The 19,821-nt window shown below is 33.3% G+C and carries 17 protein-coding genes; 6 read left to right on the top strand and 11 right to left on the bottom strand.

Annotated features, from left to right (window positions below; genetic code table 11):
* Positions 1 to 48: 48 nt before the first annotated feature.
* Positions 49 to 633 carry an acyl carrier protein phosphodiesterase gene (locus IW18_RS18425; RefSeq protein ID WP_041519562.1) on the bottom strand — a complete coding sequence of 195 codons (585 nt, stop codon included), beginning with the start codon at positions 631 to 633 and terminating at the stop codon, positions 49 to 51.
* A gap of 261 nt (positions 634 to 894) precedes the next feature.
* Between IW18_RS18425 and glmM the strand changes: the two genes are divergently transcribed.
* Complete coding sequence (gene glmM / locus IW18_RS18420) at positions 895 to 2,283, top strand: phosphoglucosamine mutase (RefSeq protein ID WP_041519560.1); 1,389 nt, start codon at positions 895 to 897, stop codon at positions 2,281 to 2,283.
* Positions 2,284 to 2,355: 72 nt separating this feature from the next.
* On the opposite strand, the gene IW18_RS22755 is transcribed toward glmM, so the two are convergent.
* Positions 2,356 to 3,840 (bottom strand): glycosyl hydrolase, encoded by a 1,485-nt coding sequence (locus IW18_RS22755; RefSeq protein WP_084607988.1) that lies wholly within the window; start codon positions 3,838 to 3,840, stop codon positions 2,356 to 2,358.
* Positions 3,841 to 4,062: 222 nt separating this feature from the next.
* Entirely contained in the window at positions 4,063 to 4,935 is an 873-nt protein-coding gene (locus IW18_RS18410) for a lysophospholipid acyltransferase family protein (protein WP_041519558.1), read from the bottom strand.
* A 111-nt stretch (positions 4,936 to 5,046) separates the two neighbouring features.
* On the opposite strand from IW18_RS18410, the gene IW18_RS18405 reads away from it, so the two are divergent.
* A complete protein-coding gene (locus IW18_RS18405; RefSeq protein ID WP_041519556.1) occupies positions 5,047 to 5,694 on the top strand; it encodes a rhomboid family intramembrane serine protease in 648 nt (215 codons plus the stop codon).
* 52 nt (positions 5,695 to 5,746) lie between these two features.
* Positions 5,747 to 6,439: an SIMPL domain-containing protein gene (locus tag IW18_RS18400; RefSeq protein WP_041519590.1), complete on the top strand. Its 693-nt coding sequence runs from the start codon at positions 5,747 to 5,749 to the stop codon at positions 6,437 to 6,439.
* 169 nt (positions 6,440 to 6,608) lie between these two features.
* Here the strand turns inward: IW18_RS18400 and IW18_RS18395 are convergent, their stop codons facing one another.
* On the bottom strand, positions 6,609 to 7,700 hold the full coding sequence (locus IW18_RS18395) for an alkene reductase (RefSeq protein ID WP_041519555.1): 1,092 nt from the start codon (positions 7,698 to 7,700) through the stop codon (positions 6,609 to 6,611).
* A gap of 280 nt (positions 7,701 to 7,980) precedes the next feature.
* Here IW18_RS18395 and IW18_RS18390 point away from each other — a divergent pair, with 280 nt between their 5' ends.
* From IW18_RS18390 to IW18_RS18380, 3 genes are all read left to right on the top strand, one after another.
* Entirely contained in the window at positions 7,981 to 8,349 is a 369-nt protein-coding gene (locus IW18_RS18390; RefSeq protein ID WP_041519553.1) for a winged helix-turn-helix transcriptional regulator, read from the top strand.
* A 101-nt stretch (positions 8,350 to 8,450) separates the two neighbouring features.
* Complete coding sequence (locus IW18_RS18385; RefSeq protein WP_041519552.1) at positions 8,451 to 9,449, top strand: LLM class flavin-dependent oxidoreductase; 999 nt, start codon at positions 8,451 to 8,453, stop codon at positions 9,447 to 9,449.
* 52 nt (positions 9,450 to 9,501) lie between these two features.
* Positions 9,502 to 9,987, top strand: coding sequence for a nuclear transport factor 2 family protein (locus IW18_RS18380; RefSeq protein ID WP_041519549.1), 486 nt, complete (start codon positions 9,502 to 9,504; stop codon positions 9,985 to 9,987).
* 157 nt (positions 9,988 to 10,144) lie between these two features.
* On the opposite strand, the gene IW18_RS18375 is transcribed toward IW18_RS18380, so the two are convergent.
* The 7 genes from IW18_RS18375 to IW18_RS18345 form a co-directional block, all read right to left on the bottom strand.
* A complete protein-coding gene (locus tag IW18_RS18375) occupies positions 10,145 to 10,414 on the bottom strand; it encodes a SemiSWEET family sugar transporter (protein WP_041519548.1) in 270 nt (89 codons plus the stop codon).
* Positions 10,415 to 10,709: 295 nt separating this feature from the next.
* On the bottom strand, positions 10,710 to 11,555 hold the full coding sequence (locus IW18_RS18370; protein WP_041519546.1) for a sugar phosphate isomerase/epimerase family protein: 846 nt from the start codon (positions 11,553 to 11,555) through the stop codon (positions 10,710 to 10,712).
* A gap of 28 nt (positions 11,556 to 11,583) precedes the next feature.
* Positions 11,584 to 12,879, bottom strand: coding sequence for a sugar MFS transporter (locus IW18_RS18365; RefSeq protein WP_041519544.1), 1,296 nt, complete (start codon positions 12,877 to 12,879; stop codon positions 11,584 to 11,586).
* Between the two features lie 9 nt (positions 12,880 to 12,888).
* On the bottom strand, positions 12,889 to 13,821 hold the full coding sequence (locus tag IW18_RS18360; protein ID WP_041519543.1) for a carbohydrate kinase family protein: 933 nt from the start codon (positions 13,819 to 13,821) through the stop codon (positions 12,889 to 12,891).
* 47 nt (positions 13,822 to 13,868) lie between these two features.
* Positions 13,869 to 14,894, bottom strand: coding sequence for a LacI family DNA-binding transcriptional regulator (locus IW18_RS18355; protein ID WP_041519540.1), 1,026 nt, complete (start codon positions 14,892 to 14,894; stop codon positions 13,869 to 13,871).
* Between the two features lie 92 nt (positions 14,895 to 14,986).
* Positions 14,987 to 15,778, bottom strand: coding sequence for a 4'-phosphopantetheinyl transferase family protein (locus tag IW18_RS18350; protein WP_041519538.1), 792 nt, complete (start codon positions 15,776 to 15,778; stop codon positions 14,987 to 14,989).
* Positions 15,765 to 19,769, bottom strand: a complete 4,005-nt coding sequence (locus IW18_RS18345; RefSeq protein ID WP_052480225.1) for a non-ribosomal peptide synthetase — start codon at positions 19,767 to 19,769, stop codon at positions 15,765 to 15,767. Before IW18_RS18345 ends, IW18_RS18350 begins: the two co-directional genes overlap by 14 nt.
* Positions 19,770 to 19,821 lie beyond the last annotated feature (52 nt).

The raw sequence follows: 19,821 nt of genomic DNA, 5'->3' as shown, positions 1-19,821 counted from the left end.
AAATTTTGGAAATAAATATTGAGATGCTATAAATTGTATAAAACAGTTTTATAACGAAAGTAATTTTTGATTAGAATGTTTTTTTATGTCTTCAAAAAAGAGAGTGAATTCTTGTTCAAATTCAGGATAAAATTCTTTTAATTCTGCGCTTGCAAATTGCATTTTAGATTGATTTTTTGATCTTCTGTCCATTTGAGTTAAAATATTATGAATACCATCGACAGTCTGATAGCTCAAAAGCCAATTTTGCTTAATCATATAAGGCATCATATCTTGTGTTTTTTCACTTAAATCAGGATAATTTTCATGTAATGATCTATAAAATCTATTAATGAAATGATCTAGCTTTTCATCGGAGTATTTTTCCCAGTTTTTGGCCAAAAAATGATCATAAATAATGTCTACAATAACACCGGCATAATGATGGTATTTTTCGTGCAAACGCTTCGTACTTTGTCTAAAAACATCGTGTGAATCTGTATAAGTGTCGATCGAACGATGTAAAAGAATCCCTTTTTGGATATCCAAAGGAAAATGTTCAAACTGTTTTCCACGAATTCCATCGGCCATAAAATTGCCAATTTTAATTAAATCATTTTCACCGGAAAGATATATGTGGGCTAGGAAGTTCATTTTTTTAAGGTGCTAAGTTTCTAAGGCACTAAGTTTTTTCAGTTGCTGAGATTTTAAGCAACTTTGTTATTTTAGTAAAAGTATGAAAAGATTTTCATATCGTTTTAGTGAAGTAACTATAGCTTTTAAATTTAATATTTAAATCTTGGCAGGTTAGTATCTTAGTGCCTTGGGAACTTTTTTAAAAATCTTAGTGCCTTGGCAACTTAGTTACTCATCAACTTTTCTATATTTGTAATAAAATAACCATAACTCATTAAAATGACTTTAATAAAATCGATTTCAGGGATAAGAGGAACAATTGGTGGAAAAGTAGGAGATAACCTGACTCCTGTTGATGCTGTGAAATTTGCATCGGCGTATGGTACTTTTCTAAAAAACAATACTTCTAAAGAAAAATTAACTGTTGTAATTGGTCGTGATGCAAGAATCTCTGGACCAATGATTCATAATTTGGTTGTAAATACTTTAATAGGTTTAGGGATTAATGTAATTGATCTTGGACTTTCGACAACTCCAACTGTAGAAGTTGCTGTTCCGTTAGAAAAAGCTGATGGTGGAATTATTTTAACGGCTTCACATAATCCAAAACAATGGAATGCCTTAAAATTATTAAATGCTAAAGGAGAATTTTTAAGTGGAGAAGAAGGTGCATTGATTCTTGAAATTGCCGAAGCGGAAGCTTTCGATTTCTCGGATGTAGATAGCTTAGGCGAAATTACAGTAAATGATGCTTATATGGATATTCATATCGACGAGGTTTTAAATTTACCTTTAGTAGATATTGAAGCTGTAAAAGCGGCAAAATTTAAAGTTGTTGTAGATGGTGTAAATTCATCTGGAGGAATTATTATTCCTAGATTATTAGAATTAATGGGTGTTGAAGTGGTAAAATTGTACTGCGAACCTAACGGACATTTTCCTCATAATCCAGAACCTTTAAAGGAGCATTTAACTGATATTTCGGAATTGGTTGTTAAAGAAAAGGCTGATTTAGGTGTTGTTGTTGATCCGGATGTTGATCGTTTGGCATTTATTTGCGAAGATGGAGAGATGTTTGGTGAAGAATATACTTTAGTTGCTTGTGCTGATTATGTTTTGAGTAAAACTCCAGGAAATACAGTTTCTAATATGTCATCTTCTCGTGCATTACGTGACGTAACTGTTGCGCATTGTGGTAAATACGAAGCTAGTGCAGTTGGAGAAGTAAACGTGGTGGCATTAATGAAAAAAAATAATGCTATTATTGGTGGCGAAGGTAACGGTGGAATTATTTATCCTGAATCTCACTACGGAAGAGATAGTTTAGTTGGAGTTGCTTTATTCTTAACGCATTTGGCAAATAAAAAAATATCAGTTTCGGCATTACGTGCTTCATATCCTGAATATTATATGAGCAAAAATAAAATCGAATTGACTCCTCAAATTGATGTTGATGCGATATTAGTAGCGATGACTGAAAAGTATAAAAATGAAGATATTACAACAATCGATGGTGTGAAAATTGATTTTGCTACAGAATGGGTTCACTTAAGAAAATCGAACACTGAACCAATTATTAGAATTTATACTGAGGCGCCTTCTCAAGAAAAGGCTGATGTGTTGGCACTTCGAATTATCGACGAAATAAAAGCGATTGCAGGAATCTAATCTTGCAATACTCTAATAAAAAAACCCCTCTTTCATATTTTTTGAAAGAGGGATTTTCTGTTAAATTATAATTTAGTTTTTAATAATTTTCAAAGACTTTATGACCGTTCCATAAGAAGCTGTTACGATATAGATTCCAGTTGAAAGTTTGTCTCCAATTTTGATATCTTCATTTGTATAAAAAGAATCTGAAGCATAACATGTTGTTCCTTTCATGTCGACAACTTTTAAGTTCAATGGTTCTGTATTGGCAGTTTTAATATGAAGGATAGATTGACTTTTAATAGGATTTGGATAAACCGTAAAAGAATCTTTTTCTTTTGTAGAGTCATTTATTCCTAAGTTTGAAGCTGTGACATCAATATAATTAAAATTCATATCGTTTGATTTGAATTTAATCTTCAAATAAACTTCCCCTTGAGGTAAATTAACTCCGTTTACAATTTTATCGGCATAAGTTTGGTAACCGCCAGTTGCAGGAAAAGTCTCGTCGGTTTTGGCGACAACACCATTTACAATAATATCAAATTTCCCCGGAATTGTTGGTGATGCTACTCTAAAAGTTAAATTATAAGTTCCGGCATTCGCAACATTAAGCATAAATTCGTTCCAATCGCCATTCTCAATAAAGCAAACATTTTGACCAGTTCCGCTATCAGTTGTATTTTGTAAGCCCGTACCTTTTCGGCGATAATGTTTGTTGGCAACAATTCGTCCCGGAATACTTATTTTTTTTGCAGTATAAGAAGCATTTACATATTCGGTCCCAATTGGCTTCAAAACACCGCTTTCAGGAGCAAGTAATTGTCCTTCTAGCATATCAGTCCAAGTTGGGTCAACTCTACCGCTAAACCATGAGTATCTGTAAATGTCTGGATCATTCTCAAAACTAGCTACGATTTCTTTCATAAAAGTAGTTTTTTGAGCCGCCGTCTGAATAACTCTGTTTGCAAATTCATTAACCCAAACTGGGCGATTGTATTTTTTTAGATTTCCTGTAACGCCAATAACAGAGCCAGATGAACTGTCGTAAGTATGAAAAGCAATGTAATCGACTTTGCAATTTGGACATAAAAGGAAAAATTGATCATGCCACGCAACAGGATCGCTAAAGCCTCCATAATTGTTTGGACCATTGTAGGCGGGCGAAGCACTAACAATTTCTAAGTTTTTTGCAGCAGCAATTTTTTCGACATTTGCCCAAGCATTTACAGCTTCTTGTGGTGTTAGTCTGGCGCCATCAGTAAAATTAGGTTCATTAAAAGCAAGTAAATATTTAGCTCCTGGCTTTATTTTGCTAATAAAAGCCTGCACATCGGCATCACTTTGTTTTCCCCAAGCCATTGGTACATATTCAACACCAAGAGATTCGTAATTGGCATTTACGTCATTTTCGGGCAATGAACCCCAATTGTACCACCACGAAATTCCGGGTTTTAAAGCAAGTAAATCGGCAGTTGAGTTATTTCCGTATGCAATTCCTCGTTTTGGGCTTTGTGCAAAACCGATGTTTGAAATGCAGAAAATCAATATTATAAAGAGTAGTTTTTTTATCATGACCTATGATTTTGATTTGTAGGGTATAAATTTGCTGACTCCAAATTTATGCTGTTTCTGTAAATTTTCCTTTTTATTACATCAGGAAAAAATATTACAAAAACCCATCAAAATCATTGTTTAAGAGGGAAAAGAGGGGGTTTAAATCTTTTTGAGTTGTTTTATAAAAAAAAGTCCAAAAAAGAATGATACTTTTTTGGACTTTAATTTTTGTTATAAATATTATTCAACACGATGTTTCCATCTTTTATGTGTCCATAAATAATACTCAGGAGCTTCATAGATTTGTTTTTCTACTTCTCTTAAATATTTCTCAGTAATATCAAAATTTTCATAATCGTGCGGGTTATCTGCAATGGGTACAAATGTTGCTTCATAATAACCTCTGGCGACTTTATTTACTTTTACAAATACAACACTTAGATCGTATTTTTTAGCCAACATTTCGGCCCCAGTATGCACGGGAACTTCAATTCCCATAAATTTCATTGAATGAAAAATTCTATCAAGTTTTGGCGATTGATCGCTTGCTAGTCCGTACATGCTTAAAATTCCGTCACGTTGGTTTTGAGCCATTGTTGGAATTGCTTTTCTTGTTTCAACTACCTCCGTATCATATTTAGAACGAATTCTTTGAACTAATTTATCAAAGTAAGGATTGGCTACTTTTTTATAAACAGCAATTCCTTTAAAATCAATTTTAGGATTCATGGTCAAAAGCCATTCATAACTAGCGTAATGCGAAGCGACAAGGATTACGCTTTTACCTTTTTTTGCATATTCGTTTACAAGATCAAGATTGGTAATTTTAAATCTTTTTTCCATTTCCTCACTAGAAATGCTCATTGTTTTAATCATTTCCAGAAACATATCACACATGTGTTTATAGAATTTCTTTTCAATGACTTTTCGTTCAGCATCACTTAAGTGTGGTAGAGTTAAGGCTAAGTTTTCACGAACTACTCTTCGGCGATAGCCAACAATTCTGTAAATAATAACATATACAAAATCAGAGAACCAATAGAATAATCGAAAAGGAAGTATAGAAATAAGCCAAAGAATGGGGTAGGCTAATATATAAACAAGAAACTGCATTTATTTTTTTTTACAAATATAAAGTAAAAATGAATAACTGACGATATTTTGGATTGACGCTAACATATGTTTAAGAATGACTATATTTACAATTCACATTAAATATTTTTTATGAATTCCGTTAATACCATTCTAGTTGGGATTATAGTTGCCAATGTTTTAATAAGTTACAAAGGTTTTAATGATCTTTCTTTTTTTAGAAAATACGAATTCCACGTTGGAAGTATTCGTTCCGGAGAACAAATAAGAATGATCTCTTCTGGATTTTTGCATGTTGATATGATGCATTTAATCTTTAATATGTTAACACTTTGGTTTTTTGCACCGGTAGTGATACAATGGTTAGGAACGATTTCTTTTGTTTTGGTCTATTTTGGAAGTCTAATTTTTGGAAGTTTGCTAACGATGTTATTTCATAAAAATGATTATAGTTATCGAGCTGTTGGAGCATCGGGAGCAGTAACAGGTGTTTTGTACTCTGCTATATTGCTACAGCCGGATATGATGTTGGGAATCTTTTTTGTAATTCCAATGCCGGCATATCTTTTTGGAATTTTATATTTATTGTATTCTATTTATGGTATGCGTGCCAAAAATGATAATATTGGACATACAGCGCATTTTGGTGGTGCAATGGGCGGTTATTTGATTACTTTGGTAAAAGAACCGTCTTTGATTGTAGATCATACTTTGATGGTAATTTTATTGGCAATTCCAATTTTGATACTTTTTATAATGGCAAAATTGGGTAAGTTATAAGACTGGCACAACTTTTGAAATGCCTTTATCAAATAACTTAAATATAACAAAAATGAAGAAAGTACTATTTTTTTTAACAATCATGTTTATGACAATGTCCTACGGCCAAGAAGTAAAACAAATTCCTCAAATCAATGTAAATGGTGAAGGAAAGATAAAAGTAGCACCAGATCAAGTTTGTATTTCGGCTACAGTCGAAACGAAAGGGAATAATGCTAAAGATATCAAAAAGCAAAACGACGAGAAAATCGATGCCGTTTTAAAGTTTATCAAAAAGATGAATATTCCTGCTGCTGATTACAAAACCAAACAAGTTTCTTTGAATCCGCAATACGACTATGAGAAAAAGAAAACAAGTTATAATGCGACTCAAACTGTTGAAATTGTTTTAAAAGATTTATCTAAATATGATGAATTGATGGAAGGATTGGTTGCACAAGGAATTAACCGTTTGGATAATGTTTCTTTCGAATCGTCTAAATTAGCTCAATACCAAACCGAAGCTCGTAAATTAGCTATTAAAGATGCTAAAGCAAAAGCTGAAGATTATGTTTCTGTTTTAGGGCAAAAAGTAGGTAAAGCAATAACTATTTCTGATAACTCTCAGGTATATCACCCAAGACCAGTGTATGCAGCTATGAAGTCAATGGCAATGGATAGCAATGCAGGTGCGGAAAATGAAACTTTGGCAATTGGAGAAATTGAAATTACAGCAAATGTAAGTGTGAGTTTTATTTTAGATTAATAACTCATTTTATATAAAATTAAAACCCATTCGTGTTGAAACGAATGGGTTTTTTATTTTAGTAATGTGTGTAATTTTAGTAAAATAGATTGAAGTTTTAAATACAATAAAATCTAATTTGTTTTCAGGAAAGCTTATCATGATAAGTTGATAGATCTGAATAATTGTACTATGCAGTTTGATACGTTGGGTAATCAGTATATCCACTTGAGCCTCCGCTATAATAGGTTGCTCTGTCATTATGGTTCAACGGAGCATTTAAAGCAAAACGTTCAACCAAATCTGGATTACCAATATAGTATTCTCCAAAGGAAATTAAATCTGCAACATCATCTTCTAGCGCACTGTTTGCAGTTTCTGCGTTAAAACCTTTATTAATCATTAAAGTGCCTTTGTAAATCGAGCGAAAATGTTTGGCAGTTTCGAGCACTAGTTTTAAAGGATCTGCTACCGAAGCCATTGTAAATCCGGAAATATGAAGGTAGGCTAGATCATAATTGTTTAATTTACTTGTTAGAACATCAAAAAGTGCTTGTGATTCATCGTCAAGCACAATTCCAAAAGTTTGATCTAAAGAAGGCGAAATACGTACCGCAACTTTGTTATTTCCAATTTTACTTGAAATTGCATCTAATACTTCAAAAAGAAATCTTAATCTGTTTTCAATTGTACCACCGTATTCATCAGTACGGATATTAGCACATTTTGCAAAAAACTGATGAAACAAATAACCATTGGCAGCATGAATTTCTACCCCGTCAAATCCCGCATCTATGGCATTGATTGAGGCTTTTTGGAAATCTAGAATTGTTTGCTTAATGTCTATTAAAGTCATTTCTCTTGGCGTAACAGTTTCTTTAAAACCATCTTTAGTATAAGATGTAAAATGACCATTAATTGCAGATGGTCCAAGAGCTAATTTACCATTTAATAAATCTGGATGAGCAAGACGACCTACATGCCAGAGTTGAGCAAAAATCTTTCCACCTTTGTCATGTACTGCCTTTGTTACTTTTTTCCAACCTTCTACTTGTTCATCAGTATATATACATGGAACATTAATATAACCAGGAGCCATTTCGCTAACAAAAGTACCTTCAGATATTAATAAACCGCCAGAAGCACGTTGCGCATAATATTCGGCAATTAGGTCAGTTGCGACATTCACATCATTGTCAGCTCTGCATCTTGTCATTGGAGCCATGACAACGCGGTTTTTTAAATTTAAGGCTTCAGATTCATATTTTTCGAGTAATTTCATTTGAATGTTTTTAATTTGAGGGCAAAGGTAAAATGACTATTTTGTTACTACAATACCGGCAAAAAGATGCCAATAGGGCATAATTTTGCGCTACATATTTTGCTTATATTTCTTGTTTTAGGTTATTCTAGTAGGTAATAATTACATTTGCAAATCTATCTTCCTATTATAATTAATATTTTGTTCATAAGCATCAAAACGATGGTTAGCATTTATGCTGATGAATGTCGTTGGTTTTAAATAGAAGTAAGCAAATAGGAAGCAAAATAAATATTGATTTATGTACGAAAGAAAAATAGAAAGACACTATTGCTGTGGTTTAGAAATTACAACCGAAATTATAGGAGGAAAATGGAAGCCTACTATAATCAATCTGATACATGAAGGTATTATTAGACCAAGTGATTTACAGCGCGCTATGCCTTTAGCATCTAGGCGTGCGATTAATATACAATTAAATGAATTACAGGAGCATGGCATTATTGAAAAAAAAATATACCCAGTTTTGCCACCAAAGGTAGAATACACATTGACGGAATTTGGCACTTGCTTGTTGCCTATAACTCTTGCTATGGAAGAATGGGGAAATAAGTATCGTGAACGTTTTAATAAACTTCTGGAATTAAAAAAAGAAGAGGCTAGCCAATAGTATTATTGTAGGGCAAAAGTTTGCCGTATCTGAATAGTTATGCCGTTATTGTGGATGCTTTTTTAAGGGACTAAATTTGCACAGTTAAAAATTTAGTTATTATGATTAATTTAAGCATATTAGATTATTCGCCTATTGATGAAAATAGCAATGCAAGAGAGGCATTAATCGCAACCACAAATTTAGCAAAACGTGCAGAAGAATTAGGCTTTAAACGTTTTTGGGTATCGGAACATCATGGAATGCAGACTCTTGCAGGAAGTACCCCGGAAATGTTAATGATGCATCTTGCTGCTAATACTAAAAATATACGCATTGGATCCGGAGGCGTAATGCTTCAACATTATAGTGCATACAAAGTTGCTGAGGGAATTAAACTTATGGAGGCTTTGTATCCGGGCAGGATTGATCTTGGTATTGGAAGAGCACCCGGCGGCGACAAGCTTACTCATAATGCATTGAATATTGGCAAGACCCGTGTTCTTGCATACGATCAACAGATTAGAGACTTAAAAGCTTATTTTGGAAGTGATAACGAATTTAATTTGTCTTTTCCAGATCTAATTCCAACGCCAATTGTAGATACGTTACCGCAATTATGGTCATTGGGAGCTGGCGCAAGTGGAGGATTACTTGCTGCTCAAGAAGGCACATCTTACATATTTGCACATTTTATTAATCCCGGTGGAACTGGATTGCGAGCTACTGAAGATTATTTGTCAAATTTTTCTCCTTCTTTAATAACTACTAAGCCTCAAAACATGGTAGCTGTTTTTGTAGCTGTTGCCGAAACCGATGAAGCTGCTGAACTACTTGCTAAAGGATTTGATCACTGGTTGTTAATGATAGAATCAGGACGAGAAACTCCTTATTATATGAATTATAACAGTATTAAAAACTACCATTATACAGCAATGGAAAAAGAAATTATCAAGCACAACAGGAATAGAATTATTGTAGGTAGCCCTGAGACTGCAAAGAAAAAGATAGAGAAACTTGCTGATGCATACCGCACAAACGAGGTGATGTTATTACCTCAGATTTTTGGTAAAGAAAATAGGATGAAGACGATTGAGTTACTATCGGAGGTATTTAAATAAGATAAGTTATCAATTTTAATCATTTACATTAAAAATTAAAATAGCAGAGTATATGGAAACAACAGAAATAACTAAGCTTCTTAATTTAGAAGCTATTAAGAATTTAAGAATACGTTACACGCATTATCTGGATAGTAATAATATAGACGGTTTAATTTCTCTGTTCACCGAGGACGCAATTTGTCAAACAGATAGAGATCCGTGGAGAGGAAGGGAAGAAATACGTAAAGGACTTGTTAAGGCTTTTAAGGATTATGATACAGAAAATCATGGGTCTTACCCTTTTTTGCATGCGATTACCAATCATTGGATTGAAATGATTAACTCTGATACTGCTCAAGGAAGATGTTACTTAATTGATTTGGTTACAGAGCGACCAAAAAACGCAAGTACTTTGTTATTATTGGGTTTGTATTCTGATGAATATAAGAAAATTGGAGATCAATGGTTTATTAGTCGTTCACGATTGGACTTGGTTTGGCCTGAGCGCAATGTGGAAGGTGGAGAACCAGGGAAAAATTTAAGTCTCCCATCATAAATAGGAAATTGATTATTGAGTTTGTTTAAGAATTGGCAAGTTCTATTATTGTATTGCTTAATTCAATATTTGAGTTTATAAAAAATACCCTTTAGGCATTTTGGTTAAAGGGTATTTTTAATTACATATTTTAATAGCTAGAAGATTAAATTTGTTTTTATGCCGGTACATTTTTTCTATATTTTATTTTTAGAAAAATGATCAGAAGCAACATAAATAATACAATCGCATTTGTGATTACCAAAGGTATAGCATCTTTTAATAAACCATAAACAAGCCACGAAGTACCATTACTGGCAAGCAAAACAATTGTAGCCATAGAAAGATCTTTTGCTGATTTGGTTTTCCAGATTTGAACCACTTGTGGCAAGAAAGATACCGATGACAAAATGGCGCCAATAATTCCAATAATAAGATCTAATTCCATAATATTCTAATTTATAAATTGATACAATTTCTTCAAACAGACAACTGTAGTTAGAGTGTGTTTACAAGTGCTGTTTTGCTAAAATACGTAATTTAATTTACTGAAATTAGCTTTAAATATGAGTATAATTAGTATTTTATCTTAAAATGATAACAATGTTATATTTTTCAAACGTAATAGTTTTTGTGCTTGATACCTGACCTCCTAAAAAAATGTCATATGCAGAAAAATGATGTTTTTTGAATTTTATTTTATACTGAAACAATTTTTTTCGGGAAAGAAAACCTTGTGTAATTTAATATTCAGCTATTTTTTGTTTCATAAAATTGAGACTTCCAATGGCTAACTCTTCTGCATCATGTGGTGATTTTTGCCATAAAGAAACTGCTTGCTGCATTCCGACTATAGACGATGAAAAATTCTCCAAAACAAGATTTCCTTCATAATCTATTTGGTTTAAGGCTTTAAAAAGTTCGTCCCAATTCACGGTTCCTTCTCCTAACATACCACGGTGACTTTCGGTAATATGCAGATGTTTTAGTTTTTTATTTGAGGCTATAATTGGATCGTGAAAATTGTTTTCTTCTATATTCATATGAAAAGTGTCCAGATGAACGGCAAGATTAGCGGCATTTGTGTTTTGAATTATTTCTAAAACATTTTCGGCAGTATTACAAACATAACTTTCGTAGCGGTTTATAGGTTCAATACCTATTGTAATGCCTAATTTATTGGCATAAATAGCTGCTTCGCCCAATACATTTGTAACGATTTCTTTTTCTTGTGTTGTTGCGGGATTACCAGTAAAAACACCTATTCCGCTATGTAGAACTCCACCTAAAAAAACACTTTCTACTGCTGCAGTTTTTTCTAAAGCTTTGCAAATAAGGGCTAATGCTTCTTTGGGATAAAATGGGATATGTGCTTCTTTTGGTAAATTTAATGAGCAAGCTACATCAAGTCCATTTTCCTGAAGTTGTTTTTTTACCGTTTTGGCATCAAAATCCATGTTGTTTGGCAAAAGTATTTCGATGAGGTCGAAACCAGTTTGAGCGGTTTTTTGAATGGCATAATAACCGGATTCCGGTGTCCAGTTTGGCGTTATCCAAGATAGTAATGAAGCTCCAAATTTAATTTTCATTGAATTGTTATTTTAGTAATGATAAAAACTAGATCAAATTTTTGTCATTATGATTGTTATAAACCAGCGTTTCTTTTATTGCATTTTGAGATAATCCAAGTATTTTTGGTTTGTAATATTTAACAGCAAACAACAGGATTACTAAATAGCAAACAATTGGCAATAGATACGCATAAGCAATATCAGTATTGGCTACAAAACCCATTATTGGAGGAAATACTGCGCCGCCAAACATTGCCATTACTAAGAAAGAAGATGCTTGTTCTGTTTTGTTTCCAAGTTTTTTTAATCCGAGACTAAAAATGGTGGGATACATTACACTCAAAAAGAAGTTTAGCATAATTAGTGCGATAAAGGAAATCAATCCAAAACTTTGCGAAATGATTAAACATAAAACGATGTTTGCAATGCAATAAATTGCCAAGAGTTTATTGGGAGCTATATAACGCATTAAAAAGGTTCCAATAAAACGCCCAATCATCATCATTGCCATGCTAAGAGAGAAATAGTAAGCGACCTGATTGTCTGCAAGACCAGTTTTTTCGACTCCGTAATTAATAAAGTATGCCCAGGTTCCGCCTTGTGCACCAATATTAAAAAATTGTGCCACAACTGCCCACATAAAATGGCGCTGACGATATAATGGTGCATTTGAAATTACATCTTGCGCTTCAGCATCTTTTGCATTTTCTTCCTGTTCGCCATGCGGATTTTTTAAAGCGGGAACTTTTACAAACCAAAATGCTATTCCAATAATAAGTATGACAACTCCAATAATGGTATATAAATTTTTTACAGATTCAAGACCATCAGCTCCTGTGGTATTCAATATAAAAAATCCTCCTAACAATGGTCCAATAATGGCACCTAAACCATTAAAAGATTGCGCGAAATTTATTCTCTGATCGCTTGTTCGTTCATCGCCAAGAGCGGCAACAAAAGGATGAGCAACGGTTTCGAGTGTTGCAAGACCAGAGGCAAGTATAAACAATGCTATTCTAAAATAAGTAAAAGATTCATTTTGTGCAGCCGGAACAAACAAGAAAGCGCCCAATGCATAAAGTAGTAAACCTAGTAGAACTCCTTTTTTGTAACCATACTTTTTCATGAATAATCCGGCAGGAATACCCATTACAGCATATGCGCCAAAAATGGATAATTGAACTAAACCAGATTCTGATTTGCTGATATGTAATACATTTTGAAAATGTTTGTTAAGTACATCGCCCATAGTAATTGCAATAGCCCAAAAGAGGAACAATGAGATTACAAATAATAAGGTAATAATGTATTTTTTTTCGGTGAATTTAGCCTCAGATTTCATATTAGATCATTATTGATTTTTAATATTTTTCCAAGTTGGATCATTCTTGCTACGGAAAGATTCAAAATCACTCATGGTATAATCAGGACATGCACCTTCTTTTGAAGTAATAAATGCTCCAAGTGCTGTTGCTTGATTCATGATTTCGTCAGGACTAGCGTTTAGAATTCTTTTAGAAAGAAATCCTGCCAAGAATGCATCTCCACTACCAACGGTATCCTGAATAGTTACAGGAACTGCAGGAGCTTGATAGTGCGCATTGCCATTATAATATATAGCGCCCTTGCTTCCTTTACTCACTAATATTTCCGGAATATTAAAAGTGTCTTGTATAAAGCTTATTGAATCTTCTTCGTCTTTATATTCTTTGTTTAAAAAATCTACTATTAGTCTAAGTTCCGCTTTATTCATTTTTACAAGATCAGCTTTATAAAGCAGTTCTTTAATTACTGGAATAGAGTAGAAGGGAGGACGTATGTTTACATCAAAAACTTTGAATTTTGCTATTTCTAAAAGCTCAAACAGTGTATTTCTAGAAGTTTCATTTCGGGTAATAAGGCTTCCAAAAACAAAGGCAGATGCATTGTTTATTTTCTCTCTGTAGTCATTTCTAAATTCGATAAAATCCCAAGCTACAGGTTGAATAATATCATAATGAGCTTCATTGTGCTCGTCTATGTGTGCAATTACTGTTCCTGTTGGATAGTTGGTATCAACTTGACTATCGCTGGTTTCAATTTTCCAGTCAGTTAATTGTGATAGTAGATCTGTACCCAGTTTGTCGTTTCCTACACGACTAATCATATGGGCATCAATACCCATTCGCATAAGGTTGTACGCTACATTAAAAGGTGCTCCGCCAGCACGCGCTCCTTCAGGAAAGATGTCCCAAAGTACTTCTCCATAACAAAATATAGAGGGATTATTAATTTCTTGTTTCATGATTGTTTTAAGGTTAAACGTTTAAGCAAATTGATAAATAAAAAAAGTTAGTTAAGTTTAGGTTCTGAAGATTGACCAATATGTAGTGCGGCCTTCAAAACGATATTTTGAATTGGTAAGGTATTGTTACTAATTTTAGTGTAAAGTACTTCTACAGCTTTGGTTCCGATTGCAATAAGAGGCTGTTTTACAAAAGTTATTGGCGTAGCAAAAAGTTCGTAAGCTTCGGTTTCATCAAAAGCAACCACAGCAAGATCTTTAGGAATGTTTATTCCTAATTTCATCAGACTTTTTATTCCGGAAACGGCAAGTTTATTACTGGTAAAAAAAACAGCATCCGGTTTAGAATTGTTTTCTTTAAATAAAAGATCAAAACGGGATGAAATTTCTTGGTCTATATGGTCTTTATGTATCGAAATTACATTGTTCTTGTTTTGAGAAAGTTGGTGTTTTTTTAAGACATCCATAAATCCATCTGTTCTTTGCAGAAGATGTTGTAATTGCGTTTTATAGGCTATAAGATATATGTTTTTATAACCATTATTCAAAAGATATTCAGTTACATTATAGCTTATCTCGTAATTGTTTATTTGTATGGTATCGGCTTCGATTTTTGGTAAGTATCTATCGATTAATACAAAAGGCATTTTTTGCTTTTGTAATTTCTGTAAATACTTTTCAGTGTTTTCAACAGGGGCAATAATCAATCCGTCGGCCTGGCGATCGCAAAACATATTAATAAGCCCTTCAAATTTTTCCGGATTTTCATCAGAACTTCCTATCAATAAAGTGTACCCAATTTTATTGGCTTCATCTTCTATAATTCGGGCAATTTGAGAAAAGTATGGATTTGCAATATCCGCTACTATAAGCCCAATAATGTTTGTGCGTTGGGTTTTAAGGCTTTTTGCTATGTTATTCGGGCGATAATTTAATTCTTCTGCGGCACGTTTAACTTTTTCTATCGTGTCTTTTCCTATGCGGCTATCAATCTTATTGTTAAGTACATAAGATACTGAGGCGATAGATACGCCTGCTTTTAATGCCACATCTTTTATGGAAATTCTCTTCACTACATCGATTTCTGAAAAGCAAATATAATCAAGTTAAACGTTTAAGCAAATTTTTTAACATAAAAGGAACATTGATTTAATGAAATCAAAAATTATTTCTTTTGTTGAGTAATCTCATAGAGATATTCCATTGTATTTGGCAAAATATAAAATACCAGATTTCTGGATATCTCAGATAAACTTTCAAAAGCAACTGCACCCAAATAATGATCCGCAAAATTAAAACTATGTACATGCCAGTTTTTACTGTTCTGTACAAGGTCAAAATCTATATCATGCGGTCCGTCTAAACTCGGGATGGATTTAAAATCTTCATCAATACCTTTTCCTAACGCTTTTACAAATGCTTCTTTACGTGTCCAGGAAGTATAAAAAGCATGTTTTTTATCGACTGCATTTTGAATTTGCAAAATTTGGCTGTCATCAAAAACATCCGGGAGCATACTTGTAAAGTTGAAATCTTGAGACATATATTCAATATCTAATCCAACGTTTTTGCGTGAAACTGCGATAGCCGCAAAGTCTTCTGAATGTGAAACATTAAAGAATAACCACGGATGCGATGCTAAATATGGCTTTTTATTAAAATGATAATCGAGGTAAATATTTTTTACATTTAGATTGGTATGTGCTGCCAGAATAAATTTTAAAATCGATCTGTATATTATAAATCGGTCTCGGTCTAATTCTTTAAAAAAGCGTTGTGCTTTTTTAAGTTCTTTTGAGGTTAGAAACTGAGATAATTCTGATTTTAGTTCAATGAAATCAGGTAGATAAATGGTATAAATAATTATTTCATCAATATCTAAAGAGTTCAGTTTACAAGGAATTAATTTTATATCCTTTACGGTCGAATATTCAATGACAGACTTAGATGTTTTCATGTTTCTGATCTAAAATGTCCTGAAGCAATTGCGCTAATACTTTGTCGTTTGGTGGTGCTACAATATCTAAATGATTACCTGAGATATTATGAATTAGGACTCCACCTAATGCCGCTTTTTTCCATCCCAAATGTGTTGGGTCTAATTTATATTCATCATCATCTTGAGAACGAAATAAATCGACTTCAAAATTTTGAGGTTTAAGATGATAGCGGTCTACGATTTTTTTAACCATACCGTCAGCTTCAAGAAATTGTTGAAATGCTAACTCTTCTTGTTCTGTCATTACATCTTTTTTACCAAAATGTCTTTGTAGAATGTATTCTTTTTTACCATTAATTCGCATTTTAAAAGCTTTCCAGCTCAATAACATTTCTTTTAAAAAATCTAATCTTCTATGTGTAATATCAAGGTATCTAACGAGTTGTTTACGTCTGTAACTTCCATAATAATAAGACGAATCAACATAAGAGTCGAGTAGTGCTGTAAGGCTCACGGTTTTTCCTTGTTCTTTTAATTGACGTGTCATTTCGAAAGCAACAATACCTCCAAAAGAAAAACCTGCCAAAGCATATGGACCTTTTGGATTTACTTTTATAATAGCCTCGACATAATGTGCGGCCATAGCTTCGATTGATTCATACCAACCTTCAAAACCTTTTGGTTTAGTACCTTGAATACCATAAATAGGTTGGTCACTATGAAAGTGTTTGCTTAAATTAATAAAGTTTAAAACGTTAAGTCCTGCTCCGTGAATTAAAAAAAGAGGTGCTTTGTTTCCACGAGGTTTTATTGGAACTAAACAATCTGAATAAATCTCGGTTCCGGTATTTAATAATTTGGCAAATTTCTCTACGGTTGAGTATTTGAACAATGCCGATAACGGAATACGTTTACCAGTATGTTTCTCTATTTCAATCATAACCTTTACTCCAGTGATGGAATGTCCGCCCATTTCGAAGAAATCACTAAAAATATCAATATCTTCTATACCAAGACTTTCTTTCCAAATAGTGGCAACAATATTTTCTTCTTCTGTTCGAGGTGCAGTATAGGTAATTTTTTTGTTTGTCTTAAGTTGTGATAATGCTTTACGGTCGATCTTACCATTTAGTGTTGTTGGTATTTTCTCTATTAAATTAAAATCATGTGGGATTAATTGTGCCGGCAATCTTGATGTTAGCGTTTCGCGCCAAATTGGTATTTGATCTTCGGCATTCTCTAAACTGGAATCGGGAACTATATGGGCAACAAGAAAGTTTTCGTTTGCCAGTACAACTGCCGATTTTATACCGTCAAGTAACAAAAGAGCTTGTTCTACTTCACCTGGTTCAATACGGTGACCTCTAATTTTAACTTGTTGATCGACGCGACCTAAACATTCTATTTCTTTGTTTGAAAGCATTCTTCCTAAATCGCCGGTACGATACATGATATCATCATTAATACCAGAGAATTTGTTTGGAATAAATTTTTCAGATGTTAGCTCAGGTCTGTTCCAGTAGCCTTTGGCAACACCGTCGCCACCAATTACAATTTCGCCAATGCTTCCTGGTGCAACAAGCAAACCTTGTTCATCGATGATGTAGATTTGTGTATTTGCAATTGGTTTACCAATGGTTATTAATTTATCGTCGGCTCTAATTTGTTTTAAAGATGACCAAACCGTAGTTTCGGTTGGGCCATAAACATTCCAAAGTGTGTCGCATTTACTCAAAAGTTCTTTGGCAAGATCTGGAGGCATTGCTTCGCCGCCACATAATGCTTTAAGCGGTAAGGGCTGTGCCCAGCCAGAGTCTAATAGCATTGACCAGGTTGTAGGTGTGGCTTGTAAAAAATTGATATTTTGATTTTTAACTAATTCGAGTAAAAGTCTTCCATCTCTTGCTGTTTCGTGATCTGCTATTATTAATGTTGCTCCTTTTAAAAGTGGTAAAAACAATTCTAAACCAGCAATGTCAAAGGAAATTGTTGTAATCGAAAGCAATCTGTCATTTTGATTGATTCCAGGCTCTACAGCCATACTATAAAGAAAGTTTACCAGATTTTTATGGGTAATTGGTACTCCTTTTGGGTTGCCGGTTGATCCAGATGTGTAGAGTATATAGGCTATGTTTTCTGGACTTACGGTATCTGTAAGAGGTAATGTAGAGTATTGATCTAATGAATCTACGGCATCTTCTATAAAAAGAGTTTGAGGCCACGATGGTAATGATGCAAATAATGTTTTACTGGTTAATAAAATTTTTGCACCAGAATCATTAAGCATAAACTCTAAACGATCTTTAGGATACTCAGGATCTAGTGGTATATAGGCTGCACCGCATTGCATAATAGCCAGTAGCGTACAAACTAAATCTGGACTCCTTGAAAACGAAACTGCAATAAAATCACCAGATTCAACACCTTGTGCTTTTAAATAATGCGCCAGTTCATTTATTTTTTTTTGTAATTCAAGATAAGTCGTCTTAGAATCGTGAAATTCTACAGCGATATTATTGGGTGTGATCTCTGCTTGTTTTCTAAGCAATTCACTCAACGATACATTTGGATAAGTCATTTCTGTACTATTTAGAACATTGTAATTAGCTAAATAGTTACCGCCTATAATGTCTGATAATGGATTACTTGCTTCTGATGTTACTTTTTTAATGACCTCTTCAAATACTTCCATCATTTTAGTAATGGTTTCTTCTTTGAATAGTGTTGTATTATATAACCATTGAAATGATGGTCCTTCTTTAGCTCTAAAAATATGAAGTTGAATTTCGAAGGTTCCGTATTCTCTTGGGTTTGGTTTTAATTTATGAGAAAGTCCTGTAAATGAAAAGTCATCTTCTATCGTTCTATTCAAATCGACAGTAAGTATAACCGGAACTAAAGGAATTCTTGAAGGATCTCTTGCAATGGCAAAACTTTTTAAAAGATGACCAAAACTCACTTGTTGATGTTCGTATGCATCAAACAATTGAGAGTTTCTTTGTTTTAGATATTTTATGAAGCTTATTTCAGGGTTAATTTTACTACGTAAAGGAAGTAGGTTAGCACAATCACCAATTAGTTGTCTCATGTCGTACAATGTATTTCCTGATGATGGAAATCCAACCACTAAATCATTTTGCCCAGTTATTTTGCATAAAAAAACTTCAAACGCAGCCAGTAGCGTAGTAACTAAGCTGCAACCGGCACTTATTCCTGTGTTTTTTAAATCGTTTATAATAGCATCATCTAATGGAAAATCAAGACGATTACTATTGTAAGTTCTTAAAGGAGGACGCTCAAAATCTATTGGTAGTTCTATTGTAGGAACTGATTCTTTGTAAATATTAATCCAAAAATTCTCTTGAGGTTTATACTCACTACTTTCCATAAACGAATTTATTCTTTCGGCAAATTCACTAAAACGTTCCGGATTTGGTAGCTTAGGTTCTTTGTTTTCAACGTAGGCAGAATAAAGCGCCCCAAGTTCTTCAAGTATCACATCGATACTTAATCCGTCGCCTATAATGTGATGAATGGTTAATGTTGCTATATATTCATAATCTTCGACCTTGATTAAATTAACTCTAAACAATGGTCCATTTACAAGATCAAAAAGAGTATTTACCTCTTCTTTAACAATATGATCTATAGTACTTTCTTTCTCGATCGTTGGTAAGTCTGAAAGGTCGTTTTGAGAAATTTCGAAATTAACATTTTTATAAATACACATAAATCGTGCATCTGGACTAAATGTAGCTCTCAAACTTTCATGACGTTTTATCAAAGTATCTACTGCCCGCTCAAATAAATCTATTACTAAGTTGCCTTTAAGATTAATTGAGACAGATAGGTTATAAGCTTTGTTAGCATCACTGCCTCCAAAAATACAATCTGTCCATATTTCCTGTTGCGAATTTGTAGTATGAATTACACGTTCAATTTCAGGTGAAAATGGATTAAATTGAATTTCAGTTTCCATTTCTGTTTGTATTAGAGGTTGATTTTTCATTGGTTCTCTATTTTTTAAACGTAATTGAAATAGTTTTTAAATTGTTAGTTTA

This window comes from Flavobacterium hibernum (genome assembly GCF_000832125.1).
GTDB classification, from domain to species: Bacteria; Bacteroidota; Bacteroidia; order Flavobacteriales; family Flavobacteriaceae; genus Flavobacterium; species Flavobacterium hibernum.
Note: the sequence above shows the minus strand (reverse complement) of the source record. Positions and strands in the feature narration are given on the sequence as shown.

Excerpts from the sequence above, each read along its gene's own strand:
- IW18_RS18390 (WP_041519553.1), top strand. The coding sequence starts at position 7,981 with ATGTACGAAAGAAAAATAGAAAGACACTATTGCTGTGGTTTAGAAATT.
- IW18_RS18385 (WP_041519552.1), top strand. The coding sequence starts at position 8,451 with ATGATTAATTTAAGCATATTAGATTATTCGCCTATTGATGAAAATAGC.
- IW18_RS18375 (WP_041519548.1), bottom strand. The coding sequence starts at position 10,414 with ATGGAATTAGATCTTATTATTGGAATTATTGGCGCCATTTTGTCATCG.
- IW18_RS22755 (WP_084607988.1), bottom strand. The coding sequence starts at position 3,840 with ATGATAAAAAAACTACTCTTTATAATATTGATTTTCTGCATTTCAAAC.
- IW18_RS18365 (WP_041519544.1), bottom strand. The coding sequence starts at position 12,879 with ATGAAATCTGAGGCTAAATTCACCGAAAAAAAATACATTATTACCTTA.
- IW18_RS18380 (WP_041519549.1), top strand. The coding sequence starts at position 9,502 with ATGGAAACAACAGAAATAACTAAGCTTCTTAATTTAGAAGCTATTAAG.
- IW18_RS18350 (WP_041519538.1), bottom strand. The coding sequence starts at position 15,778 with ATGAAAACATCTAAGTCTGTCATTGAATATTCGACCGTAAAGGATATA.
- IW18_RS18395 (WP_041519555.1), bottom strand. The coding sequence starts at position 7,700 with ATGAAATTACTCGAAAAATATGAATCTGAAGCCTTAAATTTAAAAAAC.
- IW18_RS18425 (WP_041519562.1), bottom strand. The coding sequence starts at position 633 with ATGAACTTCCTAGCCCACATATATCTTTCCGGTGAAAATGATTTAATT.
- IW18_RS18370 (WP_041519546.1), bottom strand. The coding sequence starts at position 11,555 with ATGAAAATTAAATTTGGAGCTTCATTACTATCTTGGATAACGCCAAAC.
- glmM (WP_041519560.1), top strand. The coding sequence starts at position 895 with ATGACTTTAATAAAATCGATTTCAGGGATAAGAGGAACAATTGGTGGA.
- IW18_RS18410 (WP_041519558.1), bottom strand. The coding sequence starts at position 4,935 with ATGCAGTTTCTTGTTTATATATTAGCCTACCCCATTCTTTGGCTTATT.
- IW18_RS18400 (WP_041519590.1), top strand. The coding sequence starts at position 5,747 with ATGAAGAAAGTACTATTTTTTTTAACAATCATGTTTATGACAATGTCC.
- IW18_RS18360 (WP_041519543.1), bottom strand. The coding sequence starts at position 13,821 with ATGAAACAAGAAATTAATAATCCCTCTATATTTTGTTATGGAGAAGTA.
- IW18_RS18345 (WP_052480225.1), bottom strand. The coding sequence starts at position 19,769 with ATGAAAAATCAACCTCTAATACAAACAGAAATGGAAACTGAAATTCAA.
- IW18_RS18405 (WP_041519556.1), top strand. The coding sequence starts at position 5,047 with ATGAATTCCGTTAATACCATTCTAGTTGGGATTATAGTTGCCAATGTT.